20 protein-coding genes are annotated in these 23,721 nt (G+C 45.6%); 6 read left to right on the plus strand and 14 right to left on the minus strand.

The annotated features are described in order from the left end of the window. Nucleotides 1–11: 11 nt before the first annotated feature. A complete protein-coding gene (locus T359_RS0113305) occupies nt 12–1,127 on the minus strand; it encodes a glycosyltransferase family 4 protein (RefSeq protein ID WP_026517907.1) in 1,116 nt (371 codons plus the stop codon). Between the two features lie 170 nt (nt 1,128–1,297). Beyond that, on the minus strand, nt 1,298–1,495 hold the full coding sequence (locus T359_RS20395; RefSeq protein WP_051545400.1) for a DUF6465 family protein: 198 nt from the start codon (nt 1,493–1,495) through the stop codon (nt 1,298–1,300). Nucleotides 1,496–1,737: 242 nt separating this feature from the next. Between T359_RS20395 and T359_RS22530 the strand changes: the two genes are divergently transcribed. Further along, nucleotides 1,738–1,908 (plus strand): hypothetical protein, encoded by a 171-nt coding sequence (locus tag T359_RS22530; protein WP_155840125.1) that lies wholly within the window; start codon nt 1,738–1,740, stop codon nt 1,906–1,908. Between the two features lie 2 nt (nt 1,909–1,910). Here the strand turns inward: T359_RS22530 and T359_RS0113320 are convergent, their stop codons facing one another. Then, nucleotides 1,911–2,093, minus strand: coding sequence for a hypothetical protein (locus T359_RS0113320; RefSeq protein WP_026517908.1), 183 nt, complete (start codon nt 2,091–2,093; stop codon nt 1,911–1,913). Nucleotides 2,094–2,197: 104 nt separating this feature from the next. After that, nucleotides 2,198–5,323: a glycosyl hydrolase 53 family protein gene (locus tag T359_RS20400; RefSeq protein ID WP_081795583.1), complete on the minus strand. Its 3,126-nt coding sequence runs from the start codon at nt 5,321–5,323 to the stop codon at nt 2,198–2,200. Between the two features lie 215 nt (nt 5,324–5,538). On the opposite strand from T359_RS20400, the gene T359_RS0113330 reads away from it, so the two are divergent. From T359_RS0113330 to T359_RS0113340, 3 genes are read left to right on the plus strand one after another with little or no spacing between them, the layout of a single operon-like run. After that, nucleotides 5,539–6,588 carry a hypothetical protein gene (locus tag T359_RS0113330; protein WP_035784491.1) on the plus strand — a complete coding sequence of 350 codons (1,050 nt, stop codon included), beginning with the start codon at nt 5,539–5,541 and terminating at the stop codon, nt 6,586–6,588. A gap of 19 nt (nt 6,589–6,607) precedes the next feature. Then, nucleotides 6,608–7,642 carry a 5'-3' exonuclease gene (locus tag T359_RS20405; RefSeq protein WP_051545405.1) on the plus strand — a complete coding sequence of 345 codons (1,035 nt, stop codon included), beginning with the start codon at nt 6,608–6,610 and terminating at the stop codon, nt 7,640–7,642. 27 nt (nt 7,643–7,669) lie between these two features. Continuing rightward, on the plus strand, nt 7,670–8,926 hold the full coding sequence (locus T359_RS0113340; RefSeq protein WP_026517910.1) for a sensor histidine kinase: 1,257 nt from the start codon (nt 7,670–7,672) through the stop codon (nt 8,924–8,926). On the opposite strand, the gene T359_RS0113345 is transcribed toward T359_RS0113340, so the two are convergent. The 7 genes from T359_RS0113345 to T359_RS0113380 all read right to left on the minus strand — a co-directional run bounded on the left by T359_RS0113345 (nt 8,895) and on the right by T359_RS0113380 (nt 15,315). Then, complete coding sequence (locus T359_RS0113345) at nt 8,895–9,635, minus strand: lysophospholipid acyltransferase family protein (protein WP_026517911.1); 741 nt, start codon at nt 9,633–9,635, stop codon at nt 8,895–8,897. The two genes, T359_RS0113340 and T359_RS0113345, sit on opposite strands and share 32 nt — an antisense overlap. Nucleotides 9,636–9,906: 271 nt before the next feature. Next, complete coding sequence (locus T359_RS0113355; RefSeq protein WP_026517912.1) at nt 9,907–10,542, minus strand: cytidylate kinase-like family protein; 636 nt, start codon at nt 10,540–10,542, stop codon at nt 9,907–9,909. A 1-nt stretch (nt 10,543) separates the two neighbouring features. Next, entirely contained in the window at nt 10,544–11,257 is a 714-nt protein-coding gene (locus T359_RS0113360; RefSeq protein WP_026517913.1) for an ABC transporter ATP-binding protein, read from the minus strand. A gap of 13 nt (nt 11,258–11,270) precedes the next feature. Then, the gene (locus tag T359_RS0113365; protein WP_026517914.1) at nt 11,271–12,032 is read right to left on the minus strand and encodes an ABC transporter ATP-binding protein; all 762 of its coding nucleotides are present in this window, start codon (nt 12,030–12,032) and stop codon (nt 11,271–11,273) included. After that, nucleotides 12,032–13,084 carry a branched-chain amino acid ABC transporter permease gene (locus tag T359_RS0113370; RefSeq protein ID WP_155840126.1) on the minus strand — a complete coding sequence of 351 codons (1,053 nt, stop codon included), beginning with the start codon at nt 13,082–13,084 and terminating at the stop codon, nt 12,032–12,034. The genes T359_RS0113365 and T359_RS0113370 overlap by 1 nt, the downstream gene beginning before the upstream one ends. A 17-nt stretch (nt 13,085–13,101) precedes the next feature. Then, a complete protein-coding gene (locus T359_RS0113375; RefSeq protein WP_026517916.1) occupies nt 13,102–13,986 on the minus strand; it encodes a branched-chain amino acid ABC transporter permease in 885 nt (294 codons plus the stop codon). Between the two features lie 144 nt (nt 13,987–14,130). After that, nucleotides 14,131–15,315 carry an ABC transporter substrate-binding protein gene (locus T359_RS0113380; protein WP_026517917.1) on the minus strand — a complete coding sequence of 395 codons (1,185 nt, stop codon included), beginning with the start codon at nt 15,313–15,315 and terminating at the stop codon, nt 14,131–14,133. A gap of 194 nt (nt 15,316–15,509) precedes the next feature. On the opposite strand from T359_RS0113380, the gene T359_RS0113385 reads away from it, so the two are divergent. Next, complete coding sequence (locus T359_RS0113385) at nt 15,510–16,013, plus strand: hypothetical protein (RefSeq protein WP_026517918.1); 504 nt, start codon at nt 15,510–15,512, stop codon at nt 16,011–16,013. A 107-nt stretch (nt 16,014–16,120) separates the two neighbouring features. On the opposite strand, the gene T359_RS0113390 is transcribed toward T359_RS0113385, so the two are convergent. Beyond that, complete coding sequence (locus T359_RS0113390) at nt 16,121–16,480, minus strand: hypothetical protein (protein ID WP_026517919.1); 360 nt, start codon at nt 16,478–16,480, stop codon at nt 16,121–16,123. A 236-nt stretch (nt 16,481–16,716) separates the two neighbouring features. Here T359_RS0113390 and T359_RS0113395 point away from each other — a divergent pair, with 236 nt between their 5' ends. After that, nucleotides 16,717–16,986, plus strand: a complete 270-nt coding sequence (locus T359_RS0113395; RefSeq protein ID WP_026517920.1) for a hypothetical protein — start codon at nt 16,717–16,719, stop codon at nt 16,984–16,986. A 40-nt stretch (nt 16,987–17,026) separates the two neighbouring features. On the opposite strand, the gene T359_RS0113400 is transcribed toward T359_RS0113395, so the two are convergent. Both T359_RS0113400 and T359_RS21720 read right to left on the minus strand, forming a co-directional pair. Then, on the minus strand, nt 17,027–18,322 hold the full coding sequence (locus T359_RS0113400) for a chloride channel protein (RefSeq protein WP_026517921.1): 1,296 nt from the start codon (nt 18,320–18,322) through the stop codon (nt 17,027–17,029). Nucleotides 18,323–18,454: 132 nt separating this feature from the next. Continuing rightward, nucleotides 18,455–23,713 (minus strand): leucine-rich repeat domain-containing protein, encoded by a 5,259-nt coding sequence (locus tag T359_RS21720; protein WP_256374487.1) that lies wholly within the window; start codon nt 23,711–23,713, stop codon nt 18,455–18,457. Nucleotides 23,714–23,721 lie beyond the last annotated feature (8 nt).

The following is a 23,721-nucleotide window of genomic DNA, read 5'->3' on the forward strand; positions in this document are numbered from 1 at the left end:
AAATAATAAATTTATTTCTCCAGGGCTGTGCGGTAAACGTTGAGGGTCTCCTCAACAACCTTGTCCCACTTATATCTCTCGCAAACATAGGAAGCGGCTTCGCTTCTGTATTTCTCCACAAGGGCCGGATTCTCCAGAAGACTCTTAAGCTTGTCCCTGAGGTCCTCATAATCTCCCTTTTTAAAGGAAAGAGCCTTGTCCTCCACAACGTCGATACATTCCGGAATATCGGAAACCAGGCAGCACTGGCCGTAACTCATGGCCTCCAGCAGGGTAAGGGGCATGCCCTCCAGGTCTGAAGGAAGAACGTAAATATAGCAGTTGCTGAGAAGCTCTGACAATACTCTGCCCTGAACGAAACCGGTAAAGATGATCCTGTCGTCTCCGGCGCTGAGCTTGGCAAGCCCCTCCTCAAATTCCTTCATATCACTGCTGCCGCCGGCGATAACCAGCTTCTTGTCTGTATCCAGTTCCTTGAAGGCCTTGATAAGATACTTAAGTCCCTTCTCGGGAACCAGTCTTCCCAGGAAAAGAATGTATCCGTCCTTCTTAAGTCCGTATCTTTTCTCTATGAGTTCCGGCAGGGTTGTAACAGGTCTGTTAACTCCGTTGGGGATAAAAATCGTATCTCTGCCGTAGGTATTCTTGAAGTACTCCTGGGCACTCCTGGAAAGAACGATGATCTGGTCTGCCTTCCTGACAGCGCATCTCTCGCCCTTCATAATATATCTGCTGGCAAAATGTCCCCATTTCTGTCTCTTATGATCGAGACCGTGAATGGTGGCAACACATTTTTTACCAAAAAGTTTGGGAATCCACATGGTGGCACAGGGGCCCTCGGCGTGGAAATGAACCACATCATATCTGCCCAGTGCTGCCAGAAGCGCACCAAAAAAGGAGGCTGTGGCTGCTGCGTAGCCTCTCCTATTGATGGTAGGAACACTCTTGAGTCTCACACCCTTGTAGGTATTGCCCACGATGGCGTCGTACTCTTCCCCTGCAACATGGTGACCGGATCTGTTAAGGCATGTAACCTTATGTCCAAGTCTTGCCATTCGCACAGAGAGCTCCTCCACTACTACTTCAACGCCACCCTCTCGTGAAGGTATGCGTTTATGCCCCAACATGGCTATATTCAGTTGTCTATCTTCTATAGCTTTGCTATCTTTTTTCACTAGCTTCGCTCCGTGCACATAATATTCGACACTACATTATAACACACTCTACAAGAATAGCAAAAAAAGCACAAAAAAGCGGCCAGGCTATCCTGTCCGCTTTCCGTAATCATTGAAAAATATCAAAGCTCTACGCTGCCGGTTGTCTCACCATTAACAACATAGTACGCCTTGTTCTCCTCAGGCTTAACATAGATGTCAAGGCTCTTGATGTCCTTGCCGCCATATGCCTTCTTAGCCATAGAAACGATCTGATCTTCTGTATAAGCCTTATCGCCAAACTGAAGTTCAATTTTTGCACTAACCTTACTTGCTGCCATGATTTTTCCTCCCCTTCATGAATAGGTATTAACACATATTAGCAATATTATAACTCTTTTTCCGAAAAAGTGTGAATGATTATTTCAAAATAGGCATATTATCTAAAGTTCCCATCTTTTCACCCCATTTTTTGTAAATTATAATTAAAACACAAGAAAGACAGAAAATTATTTCAGAACCATTCTATTGATGCACATTTCGATCACATAAATGTCCTTAGATCCCACAAGGAGGTGACGCTATGGCAAATAAAAAATCCACTCTTTCCCAGGCAACAGCAGAATTTCTTAAGAATCTTGAGGCTATCAGACTGCAGGAGTTCAAACCCAGTCTTCGCACCCTGACCAGTTCTGATTGTGGTATCGACCTTTCATCCTGTGCCTTTGCAGGACTTCGCACCTGGAGTAAATGACCTTATCCCTTACCGAACAACAAACATAACAGAGCAATAGCCAGCAGCACAAAAGAGAAAACCTTCATCCATTTGTAGGTTTCAGGTTCCTGCTCGGCATTCTTATGAAGTTCAGCATAGGTGAAAACCACAACCGCGATGATGAAGACCACGGCAGCATAGATAATAAGAAGTTTATTCATCATTTATCCCCTCATAAATAATAGCTCTATGCTAATTATACCAATCATTCCCACACACTACAAATGCAGCACCACTCTCATACAGAGCGGTGCTGCATTTGGTTTTGTCAGTTAAGGATCACACCGTTTTCATCTGTTTTATATTTTCTGCCCCATTTACTGAAGGTTCCGATAAGCAGCTTTCCGTCTGCGCCAAAATAATACTTGGCGTCATCTACTGTAACAAAAGCTGCTTTCTTCATGGCTCCGTTATCGTTAAAGAAGTAGTAGTTATCCCCTACCTTTACTTTGCCGGTCTGCATAAGCCCGGCAGCATCAAAGAAGTAGGTGGAGGTGTAGCGGGTCATGAATCCGGTGATCATCTTACCATCCTTTCCAAAGAAGCGCTTGCCCTCCTCAAAGGTAACGAAGCTGCTCTTTGTCATGACTCCCTTTTTATTGAAGCTATAATATTCACCGTCTACATTTACTAAGCCTGTAGCCCTGGTTCCATCATTATGCTCAAAATAGGTTGATCCCCATTTTGTCTTCCAGGTGCCTGTGATATTGTTTTTCTCCATTGGAACATCGGGAATCTCGGGTTCATCGGGATCTTCCGGCTCAATTGGCTCCTCCGGATCTTCAGCTGTCGCATCCCCTGTTCTGTATAGGTAGAAGTCATCCCAGGCTCCCCAGGCACCTGCCTTGGCCTTAACGCTGACGCCTATGGTAAGCTCAGTGCCATCCTTTTTGATCTCGATATCCTTAACCTCGGGATTTGCCCAGTTCTGCCAGCCGGTCACCCCGGTTTCTGTCTGCTTTTTCTCAGCATCATTTTCTGCAAAAAGGATAAAGCTCGCATCCTCTCCGGCATCTCCGCCCTCAATAAATGTTCCGAGAGTGTAGATTCCGCTGTTAAGAGTAATCGTCTGTGTAACTGTATAGTCAATGGGCTTGTTGTCCCAGAACTTGAGACAATATTCGCCGGTTCTCACATTGCTGGAGTCAGCCTGACGGCCCACACAGGAATTGGCATCTGTTATATTCCACATGGACATGTCAGAGTCTTCTAAGCCGGGGTTCTTTATTAAGTTCACAGGGTTAATGGTAAGCCTGCAGGTTACGGGATATTCTGCGCCGTCAACTGTGGCAACACCGGTAACCTCGTGAGTTCCGATGCCTGCTTCAATAGCAGCATTGTAGGAATCAACATCCCATGTGACCGGTGCCTCTGTTGTGCTGCCATCGGAATAAGTTACTTTTGCCATGCCCGGAAGAACAAAGTCCTGTCCCTCTTCTACAGTAAAGTCCTCAACGATTACGCCGGTAACTGTCACAGGAGCTGTTGTTCCTGTTCTTACATAGTTGAATATATTAGCAGTTGAAAGAGGATGTCCGGTAAAATCGAACCAGGCTTCGTTATCCACAGCGGAGCCGCCATACCAGACCTTGGCGTCCTTATCATACTCTCCTGAATAAGAGGTTGCCCATCCGCTTCCGTAGGTCTCCCAGATCTCTTTGTTCTGAGTAAGGATCTCATCAGCGTTTGCCGCATCCTTGTCATAAACCTGAACAGGGATCCATGCTGGCTCCCAGTAAAATACACCTATGCCGTTTTTAGCCTTGGCAACTGCATCCACAACACCTCTTACGGAATTAGCCTGGCCCTGGACAGAGATGTCATAGTTATGGACATCACCTGTTTTTCCTTCATACTCGGTATTAGTGTGGCCGTCTCCATCCTCCCAGGTGTAGAGGTAAGAGGTCTCAGCCACCATAACTTTTTTGTCATAGGTCTTTGCGATATTATCAAGAACTTTTGTGAGATTATCCAGTGTTCCATGCCAGTAAGGATAGTAGGAAGTTGCAAAAACGTCATAGTCTACGCCGTAGTCATTTAGTTTCTTCGCGTAGTCCGCATATCTTCCACTCTTTTCCGGATTGGTGAAATGAACGGCAACGAGCATAGGATGGGAATTTTTAAGTTCCATGTATCTTACGCCGTTACTTGCTGCCTTAAAGATCTGGGCCATGTTATCCCAGCCTGTCTCTCCGGCAATACCATTGTTGGTCTCATTTCCAATCTGAACCATTCCTACATCAACGCCTGCGTTCATGATATCGGAAAGTGCTCTCTTGGTGTATCCCTCGATACAATAAGCCTTTTGCTCTGTAGCAAGTCCTTCATATTCCTTAGGCACCTTCTGCTTACCGGGATCTGCCCAGAAATCCGAATAATGGAAATCAATAAGCACTCTCATTCCTGCATTGGTTGCAAGAACACCGATCTTTTTTGCAACCTCAACATCACAGTTTCCGCCGCCGTAGCCGTGCCCTTCCTCATCATAGGGATTATCCCATACACGGATTCTTACGTAATTGACACCGCAGCCACTAAGGAAGTCAAAAAAGCCCTGATCGTCCAGCTCATTTCCTTCAAAATCATAGTATTTAACACCGCTTGCCCTTTCAGCAAGGAAGGAGCTTACATCCACACCGGAGATAAAGTCTCTTCCCACACCGGGAACTCTTTCCACATAGATATCCGCATCCACCGGCTCGGGTTCAGGCTCCGGTTCTATAACGGGCTCATCTCCGGCCTTTACAAGCTTAATATTGTTAAGATAGCCCCATCCGCCTTTTTCCACTTCAAAGACTGCTCCGACTCTGGTAATTACATCTTCTTCAGTTGTGAAAGTGTAGCTGTTTGTAATCCAGTTGTTATAACCGGTAAGCGCTGTCTTTTCTGCAAATCCATTGACCTGTGCAACATAAAACTGCGCACCTTCTCCCATGGCTTCAGCAGACAGAGTGTAGGTCTCACCTGCGTGCAGCGCTACATTCTGGTAAAAATACAGCTCTCCGGCGCCATCACCAAACCAGAAATTAACACCTGTATCAGAATCATCAGTGGGTTTACTCATCCAGGAATCGGATGAATAGTTAAAGGATTTGATAGAAGCACCGGTGGCTGTCCAGTCACTGACTTCAACAGTCCAGCCTGCATTCTCCCCCCATATATCCTCTTCCATGTCGGAATTGATAATAAAATCACCTTCAGCGTCCAAGAAATCAATTTCATCCTCTGCTTCAGACTCAAGGATCTCTTCATAATCCTCTTCATCAATAAGAATGATCTCTTCGGCTTCAAGCTCTTCCTCTGCTGCATATGCCTTCACAGCGCTCATCTGCAGCACCGCCATTGCTGTAGCCATTGCCAATGCAATAGGCCTTGTCCATGGTAGTTTTCTCATAGATCTCCCTCGCTTTCTTTTACCACTTTTTCCTCTCAAGGCCAATTGTCACTTAATCAGCCTGTACATTATCCATTTTAAGATAATTTATGTCCCTGTTTCAATAATGGGATTTATATAGTTTTATATAGAATTATATAGGTGTATAATGATTATATAGAATTATATAGGATTATATAGTTTTCACTTTTTTATATAGCTACACGGAGGCAATGATGAATCAGAAAAATCCATATACCATCAGCTTCGGAAAGGTTCCGACCAAATATCTCAGCAGAAATTCCGTCATAGACAGTATCATCGAGTCCTTCGACAGCGATGAGCCGGACGAGCAGGTTTTTAAGCTGACGGGCATACAAGGCACCGGCAAGACCGTCACCCTCACCACCATTGAGAAGAATTTTTCAGACAGAAAAGACTGGATAGTCATCGGAATCAGATCGGATTCGGAGATCATCAGCGAGCTTGTGGCAAGGCTCTACAGCCAGGTTCCGCTGATAACCAAGTTTGTGGACGGCAATCTTAATCTCTCCGCCTTCGGTATTGGTCTCAATCTGTCCAAAAAGAGCCCTGTGGCCAGCATTGATTATGCACTGGAGGTTCTTTTGCAGGAGCTCAAAAAGCATGGCAAGCGCCTTCTTGTCACCATTGATGAAGCCAGAAGCACCAAGGGCATCGTGGCCTTTATACAGGAGTTCCAGATCCTCATAAGGAAGGCCCTTCCTATCTTTTGCGTGGTGGCAGGTCTTTATCAGGATATAGAAAGTCTGGAAAACACAGAGGGCCTCACCTTTTTCCTGAGGGCCACCAAATTTGAGATGACGCCCCTTAATATCACCTACATAAGGGATGACTACAAAAACACCCTGGGGATTTCCTACGAAGAGGCTGAGAAAATGGCCTTTCTCACCAAGGGCTACGCTTTCGCATATCAGACCCTGGGCAAGTATATGTGGGATTCCAAAGGAAAAACTCTCACCACCGAGGTCCTTAGGCAATTCGATGATGTTCTTGGACAGAAGGTCTATAAAAAGATATGGTCAGAGCTTGCCCCCAACGACCGATGGTTTCTGCAGTTCATCGTCCAGAAGGATACCATGTCCGCCAGTGAGCTTTTGGAGATGACAAAAAAAACTCACAGCGAATGGTCAATTCCCAGAAACAGATTAAAAGAAAAGGGTATAATTGATGTTGAGACCAGGGGCATGATTTCAATAAGACTCCCCAGATTTAAAGAATTTATCGATTCTCAGATCATTGACTAAACCAGGAACGGAGACAGATATGGCAAAAGAAAAGTTTATTTTGATAGATGGAAGTTCAATGCTGGTGACCAACTACTACGGCAATCTTCCCAAGGCACTCTTATTTGAAAAGGATCCCGAGAAAAAGGAGGCTCTCTACTCCCAGATCATGCACAACGCAGAGGGGCAGTACACCAATGCCATGTACGGCATGATGAGGACCATCCTCAAGATCATGGCTGATCAGGAGCCCACCCATATGATGTTCGCCTTCGATAAGACCAGGGATACCTTCAGAAGGCAGAAATACGCGGATTACAAGGGGAACCGTGGCGAGACTCCCGCTCCCCTGAAGGAGCAGTTTGTAAATATGGAGCAGATGCTCTCTGACATCGGCTTCCAGGTCATGTTTGACGACAACTTCGAGGCGGACGATATTGTAGGCTCCGTCGTTTCCAAATATGAAAAAGAGATTCCATCTTTTATCATCACCAAGGATCACGACTATCTGCAGCTGGTCAGCGATTACACAAGGGTCTGGCTTCTTCAGACCAAACAGGAAACCGCTGATGAGCTTCTGAATAAATACGGCGGGGACTACGGCTGGAACAACAAGCTGGTTAAGCTCCCGGATAAGGCCTTCGAGGTAACTCCTCCCCTTTGCCTTGCGGAGTACGGAGTTCGCCCGGAACAGATCCCTGACCTGAAGGGTATTCAGGGTGATACCAGTGACAACATCCCGGGAGTTAAGGGTGTCAGCAGCGCCGCCATGCCGCTTCTTAAGGAGTACGGCACCGTGGAGGGCATCTACGAAGCCATCGATGCCTGTGAAAACGACAAGGCTCTGAAGGCCCTGGGCGCCTATTGGAAGGAGAGCCTTAGTATCAGCAGAAGCCCCATGAAGGCCCTCTGCGAGTACAGGGATATGGCGGTTCTTTCCAAGGATCTTGCCATGATAAGAAAGGACTATGAATTTACTCAGAGTCTTGATGACTTTAAGATAGCTTTTGACAAAGAAAAGGCAAGAGCTGCCTTTGAAAAGTACGGATTCAAATCACTTATTGAAAAGCTCTGATCATTAGCCCGGGGGAGGGATTCCATAATGAGCATAAAATCTATGTTAGCTCCTATTTTTACCAAAAAATTCAGATATAGCATCAAGGAGCTTATAGAATTTGAAAATGATCCAGCCATCGCAGAGCAGAAATGCCGCACCTTTTCCATTATTCTGGTGGGCTTTCTGCTGTACTGTGTCATTGCCACCTTTCCCACAATGAATGCCCCCTACAGGCACAGCACCGTCACCAACGTTACCATCGCGATCTTTCTTGTGATACAGCTCATCCTTCTGAAAAGGACCAAGATTCACACCACTCTGGCCATATACTGCACCTACGGCCTGTGCATCATTCTCTTTTTCCACTTCATCACTGAGGTGGACTGGACCATCGGAATGGATGCCTTCTGGCTGTTTATTCTTATCCTTCCCTTTATCACGGACTATATAGGCGGCTGCATCTACGGCGGAATCAGTGCCTTTGCAGGCCTTATCTTAAGCATTCTCTTATTCTACACAAGACTCAACGGCTATCTTCAGCCCTATGGCCAGAACATGACCCATTGGTACCCGGTTATCTACTTCGTGGGACAGATCACAGCCTGGGTCATCGAATACGAGCACACAGCTTATCAGATAGGCAAAAAGGAATCCGACGAGCAGCTGGCTTATTTCCAGAACGAGCGAGCCAAGAGGCTCAAGCAGCAGCTGGCGGTCTATGAGAATAATGAAAATGTCATCAGGAAATACAAACACGACATCAGACACTACAACCGTGTTCTTGCAGGATTCATCCAGGAAAAAGAGTATGACAAGGCCGCTGCCTACCTGAAGGAATTCGATTCCATGCTGGAGCAGGTCACGGTGGTGTCCTTCTGCGACAATCAGATCGTCAACGAGCTGTTGACTATTTATGCATCAAGATGTCAGAAAATGGGATTTAAGCTGAGGGTCAAGGCCATAGTCCCTGCGCGCTTCCCCATGGAGGAAACGGATCTCACAAGCCTTGTGGCCAATGCCCTTGAAAATGCAGTTGAAGCCCAGGAGAAAATTCCTGCGGAAAACAGACAGATAAAATTTGAAATAACCTATAACGGTAAAAAACTGAAACTCATGTCCCAGAACCCTGCGCCCCAGGGGACCTCTTTTGACGAAAACGGTCTTCCCATAAGTACCAGGGCCGTCAAAAGCGGTATAGGGACAAAGCAGATCAAGTCCATCGCGGAGAAATACAGCGGAGCTGCCAGCTTCACTCAGGAAAACGGCAACTTCATTCTGAAGGCTGTGATGACTTGTCTGTGAGATGCTCACTGATCTTGTTCTTGATCCTCTCCTCTACCATGGCAGCGATCTCCTTGGTCTTGAGATCCTTGAACTCTTCGTAGGGGATAGGCTCCATGTAGTAAACATAGGTGGTGACAGGGCCTCTGTGGGGGCTGTTGTACACCTTGTAGGAATCGATGAGGGCCACGGGAACGATGGGGCATCCGGACATCTGAGCCAGCTTAAAGCTGCCTGCCTTGAAGGGTTCCACAATATTTCTGTTATCCTCCTTGTATCCCCCCTCCGGGAAAAGAATATACTTCCTGCCGCTCTTGACCTCCTCGGCCACCTGCTGAAATACCTTGATGGTGCTCCTGGGATCATCGAGATAGATGGTCTTGCCGTTAAGGAGTCTTAAAAATTCATTCACCAGCACAAGATGCGCTCTCTTCTCATCCATGATAAAGGAAAGGGGCTTTTCGTGAGTGCTGGAGATGCCAAGAACATCATATTTGCCCTGGTGGTTGGGATAAAGGATATATCCTCCCTCCTTGGGAAGATTCTCTATTCCGTAGGCTATAGTGTTGTAGCCTGCAGATTTATTCATCTTATAAACCATCTCATTGGCAAGGGCATAACGCTCCTCTTCCGTGTGCTTCTCCGGGTGCCTGAGCCAGATCCTGGCCTTCACGACGTAATATATGATTCTATGAAGATTTATCAAGATTGTATGATAAAAATTATTCATAAATACCTAAAATTCCTGTCTTTTACATAATTATACAATAAAAAATTATACCATAGGCGAAACTTACTTCGCAACGTGGCAGAGAAAAAGACCCGGTGCACTGGCAAGATGCACCGGGTTGGTAGGAGATTTCTTATGACTATTATATGTCACGAGGGAAAGCACCTTGGCATTGATGCTTTCGTACTGTTAGCTTTTGCTAACACAGTTATATTAGCATAGGCTAACAAACTATGCAATACTTTTTTTACAAATTTTTCATTTTTATTTTTTAGTTGAAAACATCTTCGCCGAAACGAACTTTGCAGTGGGCCTTGATGGCTTCCACGCACTTCTCAAAGCCAAGCTTACTGCTGTCCAGGCACAGATCATAGTTCATGGCGTCGGTCCAGAGATGTCCTGTGTGATGATAGTAGTAGTCAGAGCGGTACTTATCCTCTCTGGCGCAGAACTTCTCCAGCTCTTTTCCCTTGAAGGGCTGGACCTTGCCGGCCTGCTCCATAAGGAAATCGTGGGGCGCATGAACAAAAACAGAAAGGACATTGTCATAGTCCTTCAGAACGAAGTCAGCTGCTCTTCCGATGATAACGCAGGGCTCTGTCTTGGCGAGCCTCTTGATGGTATTGGCCTGAAGGGCAAAGAGGTTGTCGGGGGAAGTGTATGCTGAATCTGAGGGTCCCAGAACGGTCTCGTCGTAAATATTTGGAACAGCTTTCAAAAAGCCCTTTTTGCGGAGCTTCTCATCGGTCTCCAAAAAAAGCCCCTCACTGATGCCGCTCTCCTCGGACACAAGCTTGGTGAGCTCCTTGTCATAGTAATGAATTCCAAGTTCATTGGCCAGCATCTCTCCTACGGTTCTGCCGCCGCTTCCGTACTGTCTTGCAATTGTGATCACTATTTTCTTCATATTATTCACCCAAATATGCTTTCTTGATAGATTCGTCGTTCATAAGCTCTTTTGCATCGCCCTCTTTAACGATGCTGCCGGTCTCAAGGACATAGGCCCTGTTGGCGATGGAAAGGGCCTTTTTGGCATTCTGCTCAACCAGAAGAACTGTCACGCCGTCCTTGTTGACGTCCTCAATGATGCTGAAGATCTCGTTAACAAAAATTGGGGAAAGTCCCATGGAGGGCTCGTCCATGAGAATAATCTCAGGATGTGACATCAGGGCTCTTCCCATGGCCAGCATCTGCTGCTCACCGCCGGAAAGGGTGCCCGCCAGCTGATTCTTTCTCTCCTCAAGTCTGGGGAATCTCTTGTAGACTGTCTTCAGGGTCTCCTCCAGCTCAGCCTTGTCCTTTCTGGTGTAGGCTCCCATCTTGAGGTTCTGAAGAACGGTCATCTGAGCGAAAACTCGCCTTCCCTCCGGCACCTGGGCCATTCCAAGGCTCACTATCTTGTTGCCTGCGAGCTTGGTCAGCTCCTGTCCCTTGTAAGTGATGCTGCCCTTGTCAGCCTGAATAAGGCCTGAGAGGGTGTGAAGTGTGGTGGTCTTGCCTGCGCCGTTGGCGCCTATAAGTGCCACAACCTCTCCCTTGTTGACGTGAAAGGATATCCCCTTCAGAGCCTGAATCACGCCGTAATATACACTTAAATCTTTTATTTCCAGTAATGTTTCCATATCTGCTCCCATATCATTCATCACCCAGGTACGCCTTGATAACTTCCGGATCGTTCAAAACTTCTTTGGTCTCCCCCTGGCAGAGCACTCTTCCGAAATTCAGAACCGTGAGCTTCTCACAGATTCCGGAAACCAGCTTCATATCATGCTCGATAAGAAGGATGGTCATGTCGAACTCTTTACGAACAAGTGCTATTGTTTCCATAAGTTCCTTGGTCTCGTTGGGGTTCATGCCCGCTGCAGGCTCATCCAATAACAGGAGCTTGGGATTGGTTGCCATAGCTCTTGCTATCTCAAGCTTACGCTGCTTACCGTAGGGAAGATTGGCAGCCAGAGTATCTCTCTCCTTATCCAGGTCAAAGACCTTAAGGAGTCTCATGGCCTCGTCGTCCATCTCCTTCTCCACCTTCCTGTAGTTACCCAGGTGAAGGATTCCCTCCAGGGCGCTGTACCTGAATCTCTCAGACAGTCCCACCTTGACATTATCGATAACAGACATATTTTTAAAGAGTCTTATGTTCTGGAAGGTTCTTGCTATTCCCGCATGATTGATATCAATTGTGTTCTTTCTGGTGATATCCTCTCCGTCAAGGCGGATGATACCTTCATCGGGCTTATACACGCCGGTGAGAAGATTGAAAACAGTTGTTTTTCCTGCGCCGTTGGGTCCGATAAGCCCATAGAGTTCACCCTTATCAATTGTTATACAAAAATCGCCAACAGCTCTAAGGCCTCCGAAGGAGATGCTCAGTTTGTTTACTTCAAGAAGTGCCATTATGCTGCCTCCTTTCTACCCGGAAGCTTTACCTTGCCGAAGGTCTTTTTTCTCCACTCTATTACCTTAGGTGACCAGTTGACGATCATCATAACGATAAGGATGATGGAGTAGATAAGCATTCTGTATGCGTTAAGGCCTCTAAGGAGCTCCGGAAGAAGATACAGGATGCAGGCTGCGATAACGCTGCCCCTGATGTTTCCGATGCCGCCAAGGACCACATATACCAGGATCATGATGGATGCGTTGTATCCGAAGTACTGAGAGGAAGCTGTAAGGGTTGTGATGTTATGGGAGAAAAGAACTCCCGCAGCTCCTGCAATAGCAGCTGATATGGTAAATGCCATCATCTTGTAGCCTGTGACATTGATTCCCGTTGACTCCGCAGCGATGTAGTTGTCTCTGATGGCCATGATGGCGCGGCCGTCTCTGGAGTTTACCAGGTTCTGAACCACGAAGAGGGATATAAGAAGCACCACGATTCCGACAGTGAAGTTGGCATCATGGGGGGTTCCTGTGATTCCCATGGCTCCGTTGACGATGATATTACCGTCGGGCTCCATGCCCAGCTCCATGGAATTCTTCATGGAGAAGTGAAGTCCGCTTTTGTCTACACCTATATAGAAGGCGTTGATAACATTCTTGATGATCTCACCGAAGGCCAAAGTTACGATGGCCAGATAGTCACCCTTGAGCCTCAGTACAGGGATACCTATAAGGAAACCAAAGAGAGCCGCAAAGCCGATTCCTATAATGAATGCCAGGAAAAATCTGGGTGCTGTGGGAAGAACCCCCGCGGTGACCTTGGAAAAGAAGGCGCTGGTGAAGGCTCCGATACACATGAAGCCGCAGTGTCCGATACTGAGCTCTCCCAGTATGCCGACGCAGAGGTTAAGGGCAACGGCGATGACTGCGTAATAGGTCATGGGCACCAGAAGACCCTTCATGTGACTGGAGAGATTGCCGGTGAGGGCAAGTATCTGGAACAGGGCATAGGCCGCTATAACTATCGCATATGTTATAAGATTGTCTTTACTTTTCTTGTTCAACATCTCTTTTCCCCTCCTTATCAAACCTTAACCTGGACTTGCTTGCCCAAAATACCGGTGGGCTTAATAAGAAGTACAAGAACAAGGATTCCGAATACGATGGCATCGGAAAGCTGTGATGAAATGTAGGTCTTACTGAGGATCTCAACTATTCCAAGAACAAGGCCGCCGATCATGGCTCCCGGAATGGAACCGATTCCTCCGAGAACCGCTGCCACGAAGGCTTTGATTCCGGGCATTGCTCCGGTATAGGGTGAAAGTGAAGGATAAGCTGAGCAAAGGAGCGCTCCTGCCACAGCTGCCAGTGCGGAACCGATGGCGAAGGTCAGCATGATGGTCTTATTTACGTTGATTCCCATAAGTGTGGCTGCGCCTCTGTCCTCAGCCACAGCCAGCATGGCCTGACCCTGTTTGGTCTTGTTGATAAAAAGCTGAAGTGTGATAAGGATAACGATGCTCACAACGATAGTAACAATGGTAACGCCCTGGATCCTGAGCTGTCCGTCTGCAAAGGTAAGACCTTCCCACTTGATAACGGAAGTAAAGGACTTCACATCAGCACCGAAGATAAGCAGTGCTATATTTTCCAGGAGATAGCTGACACCGATGGCTGTGATAAGAACCGCCAGGGGAGATGCCGCGCCTCGAAGGGGCCTGTAGGCCACAAATTCTGTTGTGATTCCCAATATGGTACAAAGCACTATGGAAATGATGATCGCCACTATGGAATTACCGGAAAGAGCCCTGCTCACGGAAAATATGATATAGCAGCCCACCATAATGAAGTCGCCGTGGGCGAAATTCAGCATTTTGGCAATGCCGTAAACCATGGTGTAGCCAAGGGCGATAATGGCATAGATACTGCCTAGACTTAGTCCGTTGATGAAATAGGTTAAGAAACTCATACTCTCCTCCGGGATCTGAAAAATTAAAGATAAACTAAAGATAGAATAATTATACTATATTCTATCGAATACGAGGGATACCTTTGACAGCATCCCTCGCCACTAAAAACATATTTTTTGTCGGTTAAACTATTAAATAGTAGATTATCTTGATACGTAAGCGCCGTTCTGGATAACTACAGCCTTGGGCTCCTTGTTAGGCTCACCGTTGGCTGCCCATGTCATCTTGGCTGATGTAAGACCTGAAGCCTCGATCTCTGTCATGGCTGTCTTAACCTGCTCGCAGATATCGGAAACGCTCATGTCAGGAGTAACGCCCTTAGCCTCGATAGCCTGCTTAAGGATGTATACTGCATCATAAGCATCTGCTGCAAACTGGTTGGGAATCTCGCCGTACTTTTCCTGATACTTCTTAACGAAGTTAACTGTGAGATCGTCTGTGGCATCAGCTGCGAAAGGAGTAAGAAGCATAAGTCCCTCTGCAAGAGATGTGTCGAAGTTATCTACTGTAAGGATTCCGTCCATACCGTCTACACCAAAGAATGTAGGAGCATAGCCCATGGTGTTGGCCTGTGTAAGGATAAGAGCTGCTTCCTTGTAGTAAATAGGAAGGAATACCAGGTCAGCGCCTGCGTCCTTAGCCTTCTGGAGCTGTACGGAGAAATCTGTGTTGTTGTCAGATGTGAAAGCCTCGGCAGAAACTACTTCAAAGCTCTTGCCTGCGGATTCCTGAACGAACTTCTGATAAATACCGTTGGAGTAAACGTCTGAGCTGTCGTAAATGATACCAACCTTGGTAGCCAGGCCCTGATCGCTGATATACTGAGCGGAAGCGATACCCTGGTTAGGATCTGAGAAGCATACACGGAATACGTTGTCATATAATACGCAGTCCTCAGCTGATCCTGAAGGTGTGATCTGGAACATGTTGTCCTGCTTGGTATACTCGGAAACTGCGATGGAGCAGGCAGATGTTGTTGAACCTACAAGAAGCTGCATTCCCCAGTCCTTAAGGGTGTTGTAAGCGTTAACTGACTTCTCTGAGTTAAGCTCGTCATCTTCTTTTCTATACTCAACCTTGTATCCGTTGATGCCGCCCTTCTCGTTGATCTCCTCAACAGCCAGCTCAGCTGCGTTACATACTGCGATACCGTATGCAGCAGCACCGCCTGTAAGAGGTCCGATGGCACCGATCTTGAATACCTTATCTCCTGAAGCACCGCTCTGTCCCGAAGCAGAATCGGCTGCTGTCTCGCCGCAGCCTGCAAGCATGGAAGCTGCAAGAACAGCTGCAGATAAAACACTGATAAACTTGTTCATCTTTTTCATAATACTTTCCCTCCTGAAGTAATGTAAAAGCGAAAATGTATATTTGTATACAATTTCACTATTTACTTACTACGTTAAAGTACTAAAGAAAAAAAGTCAAGCATTTACCATATTTTTTATTTATTTGCATTTGTACATTATGTCTAGTACAATTTTATATAGGAACAGGTTTAATAGCTTATGGGGGAAGACATATGCTTCAATTATCAATCCTGGGGATGGCCTTTTCAGTAGTTTTCTACATAGTATTCGGGCTTTCTGTGAAATTTATGACTCTGAGTGACTGCTCCAGAAACAAGGCAAGACTTGGCATTGTTATAACATCGATCTTAATTTTTTCTATATCTTCTGTGTTTGCCGCCATTTACAACTTCGGCAAGGGCAATTATTTCTATGGAATCACAGTCAGCATCCTGACTGCTATCGGTATTGCAATCCTGGTGACAATCTTCGTTGAACTTCATAATATGAATACAAGGATAAAAATGCGCAATTTCATGATCCTCTTTGATATTGTGGACAGATTCATGACCGAAGGAAAGACCCAGGAAGAGATAATGCACTACCTGGTGCACATACAGAAGCTTACCAGAAAGGAAGCCAAAGACTTTATGAAATTCATTACGGATCCCACCAACTATCAGTTTCTGGCTGATGTGAACGCAGAGATCCATGCCGCACATCTACTGGGCAAATAAAACAATCTAATAAGAATATGATCATTAAAGGACGGATGCCGTATATGACACCCGTCCCTTTTTTTCAGGACCCTTATTGCCCCGATCGGGGGTATTACCAAAATCATTCAGCCGAAGAAATCCACTGAATTACCAACCATTCCATAGGAAACTGCCGACTGGTTCTGGGAATAACCTACGGTCATGCCCTGGAACTTTGAAGCCACATCATTGTACATGCGGTTTGCTTCCTGGCTCTTTTTTACCGTTTCCATGGAAAGTTTAAGAGGATTGCTCTCCTCATCATCTGTCTTAACTATCTCCTGAGCATTGGGATATCTCACAGGCGGAACGTTCATTACCGCATTCTGCATTCCAACCTCAAGGAAGTCATCAGATACCTTTGATTCGTTCTTTAGGGGATAGTTCATCGGCTGAATAAAGCTCATGCCATAGGCATTACCGATACCTCCCACTGACATTCCCATATAACATCACCTCCTCTATGATAGCCGCTATCATACGGTGGTTAACATCCTACTCTTGGTAATGTTATAGTACTTTTTCCGGCCCGTACATTCAATTATGGCCCCGGAAAAGAATTATAAAATTTTTGTTCTATTTATTAAATTTTGTTAAATTATGTGATATCATTTTGTATGAGGGGTTTTATGACCTTCGGGTAACGATTCAAAATGTGTTTCAAGAGAAAGGAGCAACTGTAATGGGAAACAGTCAGCTGCAATATTCTCCGTTCAAACCAAATTTGAGGACAGCCGAAGTATTTGCGTGGGGCGATCCGGAGTACAATCTGTTTGACCAGCTTAATGACAGGTATGCCAAGATGCATCCTGAATACAGCAAGCTTTCCAACTACGAAAAGATGGTCATCAGGCAGCAAATTCATCATGAAGCTATTGGACTTACGCCTCTGAACCTTATCATGGATCTCATTGATGATCCGCAGTTTGATGAATTCAGAGCAGTTTACTAAAACAAAAAATGCCCCATTGGGGGCATTTTTTGTTGCTCTTTTATTTTGTTTCGCGGTTGACGTATTTGTTATGGAACTTGGAGTACACGATCTTCTGGCTGCTGTAGAGACTGTAGTAGCCGGAGAAGGTGTAGCTCAGGGCTATGGCCAGCAGATAATAGGGCATTCCCTTGAATCCAAAGAGCTCAAAGCAGATAAAGAGCGATGAAATGGGGCAGTTGGTAACGCCACAGAAAAGAGCTCCCATTCCTATGGCTGCACAGAGTGCGGGATCAAAGCCCAGAAGCTGCGAGTAAAGACATCCGAAGGTTGCTCCTATATAGAGGGCCGGAACAATCTCACCGCCTTTGTAGCCTGCTCCCAGGGTCAGGGCAGTAAATATCATCTTAAAGAGGAAAGCCCAGTAGGGCGCCTTTCCTTCTATAGCCATTTCTATCACATTCATTCCCGCACCGTTGTAATAACGGGTCTGGGAGATAAAGGTCAGAGCCACCACGATGCAGCCGCCGACAAATATCCTGATATAGGGATTGGGAAGGAGCTTCTTGTAGGTTCTTCCGGAAAACTTAAGGACAGCACAGAAGGCCACGCTGACTGCGGCACAGAGTATAGCCAAAAGAGCTGTGAATATAGCCTGATAGGGTGTGAACTCCGGCACTACATTAACAGCGAAGACCTCTCCCACGCAGCCCAGGTACCTGGCCAGTCCCGAGGCCACCAAAGCTGAAATAACGCATGGTACCAATGCTGAGTAATACATAACACCCACATTCTCAATCTCCATGGCCATAAAAGCGGCTGTCATGGGTATTCCGAAAAGAGCTGCGAAGGCAGCGCTCATGCCGCACATGGTGATAATCTTGACATTGCCCTCCTTCAGTCTGAAGAGCTTGCCCAGGTTGTAACCGATGCTGCCTCCCATCTGAAGAGCAGCGCTCTCACGTCCTGTGGAACCACCGAAGAGATGAGTGATAGTGGTTGATATGAAAATAAGAGGAGCCTTTGTTATGGGAAGATGTTCTCCCTCCTGGATGGACTTGATAACCAGGTTCGTGCCCTTATCCTCATAGTCCTTGCAGAGCCTGTACAGGAACACGATAAAAAGGCCCGCCACGGGAAGTCCCAGTATTATAAGATCATGGGTTGTTCTAAAACTTGTAGCAAAAGCAATTGAATGAAAGAATAGCGCTCCAATAGCTCCAACTATAACGCCGGTTATAACTCCCAGGAACACCCACCTGAAGAAGACTCTGGTCCTGCCGGCAAGGTCCATATCCGGGAGCCTTTGCCAGATATTACTCTTTTTTGTTTCTTTCTCGTTTTCCTTATTATCCATACACTCACACATTCATATTTTTTTCTATAAGATATCCAAATTCGCTTGCAGTGACAGGCTTGGAAAAATAAACTTTAAGCTACCAAACCACAAAAATTTTACACTATATCGTTATGCCATATTGCAAAAAGTTCATCTCCACCAAAGGAATCCCTTTTCACGGATAATGAAGGTCTGGGTCTTTGTCCCTCCATAATTTCCAAGACCCTGAATGGTCACTGAAGCTTTTCCTTTGTTGATATTGTTCTTATAGCTGGTCTCAACAATCTGCCAATTGACTGTACCGGAATCAGAATCTATTGCCTGAACAGGCTTACCTCCGATTTTTACTGTAATGTCGCTCTCTTTAAGTGTTATCTTCTTTCCGGTGTATTTCTGCGCAGGAATTATGATCTTAGCTGAAGCTATACTCTTGTTTGTAATGCGATAGGTTGCAGTTGCAGATCCGGTATAATTGCCCTTTCCTGTTACTATCACCTTAAGGACAGTACCTGCATTGATTGTGGCATTTTTGTCCACAGGCTGGTCGTTATCTGAATATCTATACTCTATAGCCTTCTCATAATCCGTACCTGCTTTAAGAACCTTGCCATCAGTATCAGTAATTGTGACTTTTGTTGTGAACTTACCGGGCTTATTCTGGTAAACAACATCGGCTGCTTCTACGTCCAGCTTAGTCAGCTCCTGCTTTTCAACAGCAAAGATCAGTGTTCTCTTGCTGAAAGTATCCTTAAAGTCACCTTTTCCTTTGAGCAAAATGGTGGCGATGTTTCCTGCCTTAGTGTTATTTTTGTAGGAAACAGTATAGTCTTTGCCGGGCTCAAGCTCCTTATCTTCGAATTTTACTGTAACTGCTGCCTTTGCGCCGGTCTTTTCATAACAAGCGGTTGCTTCTGCTGTAACAGAGATTCGGTCACCATTAAGGCTGTAGGGAGTAATCTTAAAGGTCTTGGTGACAGTTCCTGTACATCCGTTAATTCCTGTAAATGTAACAGTTGCTTTGCCGGCGTGGAGGCTGTCGCAGGATACTTTATAATCTCCGGTTCCTGTTTCTTCGTTATAGATTGCAAGGACTTTTCCTGTATTCTTAACCTTCAGGCTCACTGCCCCTGACAAGATCTTTTCTTTAATATCCTTTTCAAAAGCACTTCCCGTATACTCAGACAAGGCCGGAAGTCCTGTTACCTGCGCATTCTTAAGTGAAAAACCTACTATCTTGAACGCAATCCTCTTTGTTCCGCGATATCCTTTTTCCGGATTACCTTTTATTACAGCGTAGGCTGTTCCAACTGCTTTGTTGTTCTCATAGGTAATGGAATAATCATAATCAGTCGGGTTCTCGGTGTTAGCGACAAGCACTTTACTCTTATCCTTAACAGTTACGGAAGGCTTTATCTCTTTTCCTTCATCGTACTCCTGACCTGCTATCTTAGAGAAGGTCAGCTTAGATACAAGTGTTGTTGTCTGCGGATCTGCCACAGTAAGATTTACATCTCTAACGCCTGCATAATTACCCTTTCCGGTATATCTGATGATATATTCGCCGGAATCAGATACAGATGAAAGCTCTTTTCCCGGTTCGTCCATGCTGATATAGTCTGTAGCGGCGTAATATACAACGTTGTAATCCGTCTTGTTTTTAAGCACCTTTCCTTCGAAGTTAAGCGGTGAAACAGGCTTCTGTGCCTTTTTGCTTACTGCAACAGTTAAGCTGTCGCAGTAAATATCTGGATTTACTTCGCTGATATCTATCGGAATTATCTTAAAGTAAACAGTCTCTTTTCCGGAATAATTTCCTTTACCGGTCACAATTACTGCGGGTGATAATGTCTTGCCCTTGCTGTTGTAGAAACCGGGGTCATCCTTAGAAAGAGTATATGCTTTGGTGTTGTTCGCATAGCTTAAGGTGTAGTCCTTGCCGGACTTAAGGAGCCTTTTTCCATCATAGACTCTTATCTGCGGTTTGATCTGCTTTCCTGTGTAGCTGTAGGTTCCGTCAATTGCCTCTGGATTTGCGACTACTACTGCCCATAGGCCTTCAGGAACCGGCTCGCCGTCAGGAAGATCGCCGTCAACTATATCGCCCCTGTCATCTTCAGGGTCGTCAGGGTTTTCAGGATCATCAGGAGTCTCCGTTTCGGGCTTTAGTACCTGTACAGTCACTGATCCGCACAGAATATTGTTAGCATCATAAAGGTCAACTGTAGTCTCACCGGGCAGATTTCCCTGAATAGTAATCTGTCCTTTTCCATCCTTGATTTCTACTGATTCTACAGTTGCAACAAATGTTGTGTTGGACTTTGCAGAATACTCCTGTCCTTTGTAATTGGTAACTTCAAAACCTGCTGTTACCGTTTCGCCCATTTTTACGCTGACATTAGCGTCCACAGTAACCACAGAAGCTTCTTCTACTGCTAAAGTCTTCTCTGTCACTGCCGCGTTGTCTGCTGATATAACAGTTGAAGGCACTGTGATGGTTAACTTGCTGCCAGCGGAATAGTTTTCAGTGAAAAGCTTAAACTCTTTTGCAAAAAGCTTATCTCCGTCTCCTAAAGCGCCTTCATAATTTACTGTGTAGCCAACATTCTGACCGCTTTCGTCTTTGAGGATAATGTTACCAATTGTCTCAGGGTCGATATACTGGTCAAAGAACGCAGTAACGCAGTTCTCCCCTGCTTTTGCCCCAAGAAGTTCAGGCGCTGCCTTAGAAACCATTCTGATAGCCACATCGGTTCTTGGCGGAGGAACTTCCATCCAGTCCGTGTAGGCGGTTTCATAGCCCTCAAGCTCGGCCATTACCTGCCAGTAGCCTTCCGGAACATCCCAGGCATACTTACCATCCGAGTCGGAATATAGCGGGTTAAATTGGTCATACTCCGAAGCGTCCCAGAAGCTTCCGTCCGGATCCTCCGGTTTTTCTTTATAAAGAACGGTAACTTTAACATTCTCCAGTCTGTTGTCATATACCTGAGAGTAGATATAGCCACTGGGGTCGATCGCCCACTTGATACGACGGCCTCTGCCCATGAACTCTGCAATCCTTTGTTCCCATATTTGCTCCATACCCATGTTCATCAGAACTGTCAGCGCAGTAAATCCGATAGCAAGCGGTCCGGACAATCCCATAAGTCCCGGAACCAAAGACCATGCAAACATTGCCATATTCCATGCATGCTGATCACTCCTGAGCTTCTCGTTCATTCTCAGCGCCCATTCTTTATCCTTAATGGTTGTTGACTGCAGGATTTCTCTTCTTCGATCGTTAAACCCTTTCTCAGTTTGAGCATAATCATCGATCAGTCCTGCTGCCTTTGTAATAGCTCCAATAGTCGGCGCGATATCATCAGCCCAGGTCCAGTCATCTTTAGTCTCCAGCGCGAGCCTCATCTTGACAATACTGTTAGCAGTTGACGTCGCATCCTTAACGAGCAAGGTGTAAGCGGTGGGATCACTTGTGTCCAAAGCAGCATAATACTTTTTGTTATTCGCTCCTTCAACCACACGACTTGCGAGCATGAAAGCGTTTTGGCTCATTCCAAGGAATTCGTCAACGCTCTTACCTAAATCCTCACTAAACGTGCTTACAGCACAATTTATGCCAACTTTTATGAGCTTTTGATTCTTTTTTACCAAAGATTCCCCGACATCAAGCACATACTCCTCCTCATATGCACTCTGCTTGATTGTCCTGACAGTTGTATCCGAGAAGGCTGCTTTAATCCTGGCCATCTTTGCCCGATCAGCAGAAGAAATGACATCCTGTACAAGTGGCTTTTCGTGCTTTTTCTGGAATTCAACGCGAAGTGTTCCCGGAACATACGAATGATCTGAATCATCAAAATAGCCACTTGCAACGTAACGGTCCGAACTCTTGTCATAGACAGCTTCCATGACACGTTTTTCATTGTTTCTAAGACTTGTTACATATACATGATCTAGCTCTTCTTTTTTAGTAATATCAACAACAAACGTACATGGAATACTGGGTTTGAACGTAATAGTAGGAACCTTCGATTCATTGAGCAGGTCATACCCGGTATCACTGTTATAGTAAAGCTGGAATTCTGTGATCTCAGGCGTCGATGCTGAGTATATTACTTCTGTAGAATCGCTGTAGGTTTCGCCATCAACCGTGCTCTCTGCTTTGACTGTGTACACAGACTCATCCTGTGGCGAAGCAATAGTCACATCACAGGAATAGTTCCCTGCCTTTGAGGCTTTGCACGTTCCGGCCTCTGCATCGTTGATATATATCTTTACGGTAGACTCTACTGGCGCAGTACCCTCAACATTAAAAGTTTCCCTGGATACTGTCTGATCGGCATTGATAGAAATGCCGACATATTCATCACCAATTACGTCTATTACCTCGTAACCATCTTTCCCATTCTCTTTAAACGACAAGAGTGCGTAGCTGTAAGTCCTTTCCAAAGTCTGACGCACCATATCAAAAGTGAGAATAGCCTTATCTTCACTTACCGGTATCTCAAGAATCTGGTTCTCGTAGATAAAATTCTGGCAAAGATTACCATCCAGCATGATTGTTGATTCATCAAGCGTGCTGTTTACCGGAATTGCCACCTTTAGTATTCTGTCAGTGATTTCCTTATGATCATCTGCAATCTCAAATGCTACTGTTCCCCTAAAGGAATCCTTTGTCTGAAGGTAGTAATATGTACCACCAGATTTTAGAACTCTTCTGGAAGGCACCTTCTCGCCGTATTCTACTAACGCAATGTCGTGATTGATCGCGTAAATAGCTGCATAGGAATACGAAGAGCAGTAGAAGACAACATTACTGTCATTCATAAAAGCTCTTTCGCCTATTGATGTAACACTGTCTGGAATCTGAATTTTGGTTAAACCACTACAACTTCCAAAAGCAAAATCGCCGATACTCTCCACAGAATTCGGAAGTATAATGTCGTCAATGCTCTCTGCACCCCAGAACAGATACTCCGGAATGACTTTGATCCCTTCTTCAAGCTCTACAGTCTTAAGATTGCTGCAGCCATTAAAGCAGCTCCCATAGGAGTATACCTTGGTCAGGGTTTTAGGGATAAAGACAGATTTTATTGCCGTGTTTCCAAATGCACTTCCGCCAAGTGCTTCAAGGTTCTTTGAAAGCTTTACTGTCTCAAGCTTGGTACAGTCGTAAAACGCATTATCATCAATGCTCTTTACACTATCAGGTATCTCAACATCTGTAAGAGCGCTGCAACCGTAAAACGCAGCCTTTTCTATAGTTTCAAGCCCTTCAGAAAACCTCACGCTCTTAAGGCCTGTACATTCCTGAAATGCGTACTCCTCAATTGTGGTCACCGTTTCTGGTATCGTTACGCTCTCTATGCTCTCTGCTCCAAGAAACAGATTTGCCGGTACTTGCGTGATACCTTCTT

The sequence above is a fragment of the Butyrivibrio sp. MC2021 genome (assembly GCF_000621605.1).
GTDB lineage: Bacteria > Bacillota > Clostridia > Lachnospirales > Lachnospiraceae > Butyrivibrio.

What these genes read in the sequence shown, in the direction of transcription:
- T359_RS20400 (WP_081795583.1), bottom strand. Translation starts at nt 5,323, where the DNA reads ATGAGAAAACTACCATGGACAAGGCCTATTGCATTGGCAATGGCTACA.
- T359_RS0113360 (WP_026517913.1), bottom strand. Translation starts at nt 11,257, where the DNA reads ATGGAAACATTACTGGAAATAAAAGATTTAAGTGTATATTACGGCGTG.
- T359_RS0113305 (WP_026517907.1), bottom strand. Translation starts at nt 1,127, where the DNA reads ATGTTGGGGCATAAACGCATACCTTCACGAGAGGGTGGCGTTGAAGTA.
- T359_RS0113380 (WP_026517917.1), bottom strand. Translation starts at nt 15,315, where the DNA reads ATGAAAAAGATGAACAAGTTTATCAGTGTTTTATCTGCAGCTGTTCTT.
- T359_RS0113320 (WP_026517908.1), bottom strand. Translation starts at nt 2,093, where the DNA reads ATGATGAATAAACTTCTTATTATCTATGCTGCCGTGGTCTTCATCATC.
- T359_RS0113340 (WP_026517910.1), top strand. Translation starts at nt 7,670, where the DNA reads ATGAGCATAAAATCTATGTTAGCTCCTATTTTTACCAAAAAATTCAGA.
- T359_RS0113370 (WP_155840126.1), bottom strand. Translation starts at nt 13,084, where the DNA reads ATGTTGAACAAGAAAAGTAAAGACAATCTTATAACATATGCGATAGTT.
- T359_RS20395 (WP_051545400.1), bottom strand. Translation starts at nt 1,495, where the DNA reads ATGGCAGCAAGTAAGGTTAGTGCAAAAATTGAACTTCAGTTTGGCGAT.
- T359_RS0113355 (WP_026517912.1), bottom strand. Translation starts at nt 10,542, where the DNA reads ATGAAGAAAATAGTGATCACAATTGCAAGACAGTACGGAAGCGGCGGC.
- T359_RS0113365 (WP_026517914.1), bottom strand. Translation starts at nt 12,032, where the DNA reads ATGGCACTTCTTGAAGTAAACAAACTGAGCATCTCCTTCGGAGGCCTT.
- T359_RS22530 (WP_155840125.1), top strand. Translation starts at nt 1,738, where the DNA reads ATGGCAAATAAAAAATCCACTCTTTCCCAGGCAACAGCAGAATTTCTT.
- T359_RS0113385 (WP_026517918.1), top strand. Translation starts at nt 15,510, where the DNA reads ATGCTTCAATTATCAATCCTGGGGATGGCCTTTTCAGTAGTTTTCTAC.
- T359_RS0113375 (WP_026517916.1), bottom strand. Translation starts at nt 13,986, where the DNA reads ATGAGTTTCTTAACCTATTTCATCAACGGACTAAGTCTAGGCAGTATC.
- T359_RS0113400 (WP_026517921.1), bottom strand. Translation starts at nt 18,322, where the DNA reads ATGGATAATAAGGAAAACGAGAAAGAAACAAAAAAGAGTAATATCTGG.
- T359_RS0113345 (WP_026517911.1), bottom strand. Translation starts at nt 9,635, where the DNA reads ATGAATAATTTTTATCATACAATCTTGATAAATCTTCATAGAATCATA.
- T359_RS20405 (WP_051545405.1), top strand. Translation starts at nt 6,608, where the DNA reads ATGGCAAAAGAAAAGTTTATTTTGATAGATGGAAGTTCAATGCTGGTG.
- T359_RS0113390 (WP_026517919.1), bottom strand. Translation starts at nt 16,480, where the DNA reads ATGGGAATGTCAGTGGGAGGTATCGGTAATGCCTATGGCATGAGCTTT.
- T359_RS0113395 (WP_026517920.1), top strand. Translation starts at nt 16,717, where the DNA reads ATGGGAAACAGTCAGCTGCAATATTCTCCGTTCAAACCAAATTTGAGG.
- T359_RS0113330 (WP_035784491.1), top strand. Translation starts at nt 5,539, where the DNA reads ATGAATCAGAAAAATCCATATACCATCAGCTTCGGAAAGGTTCCGACC.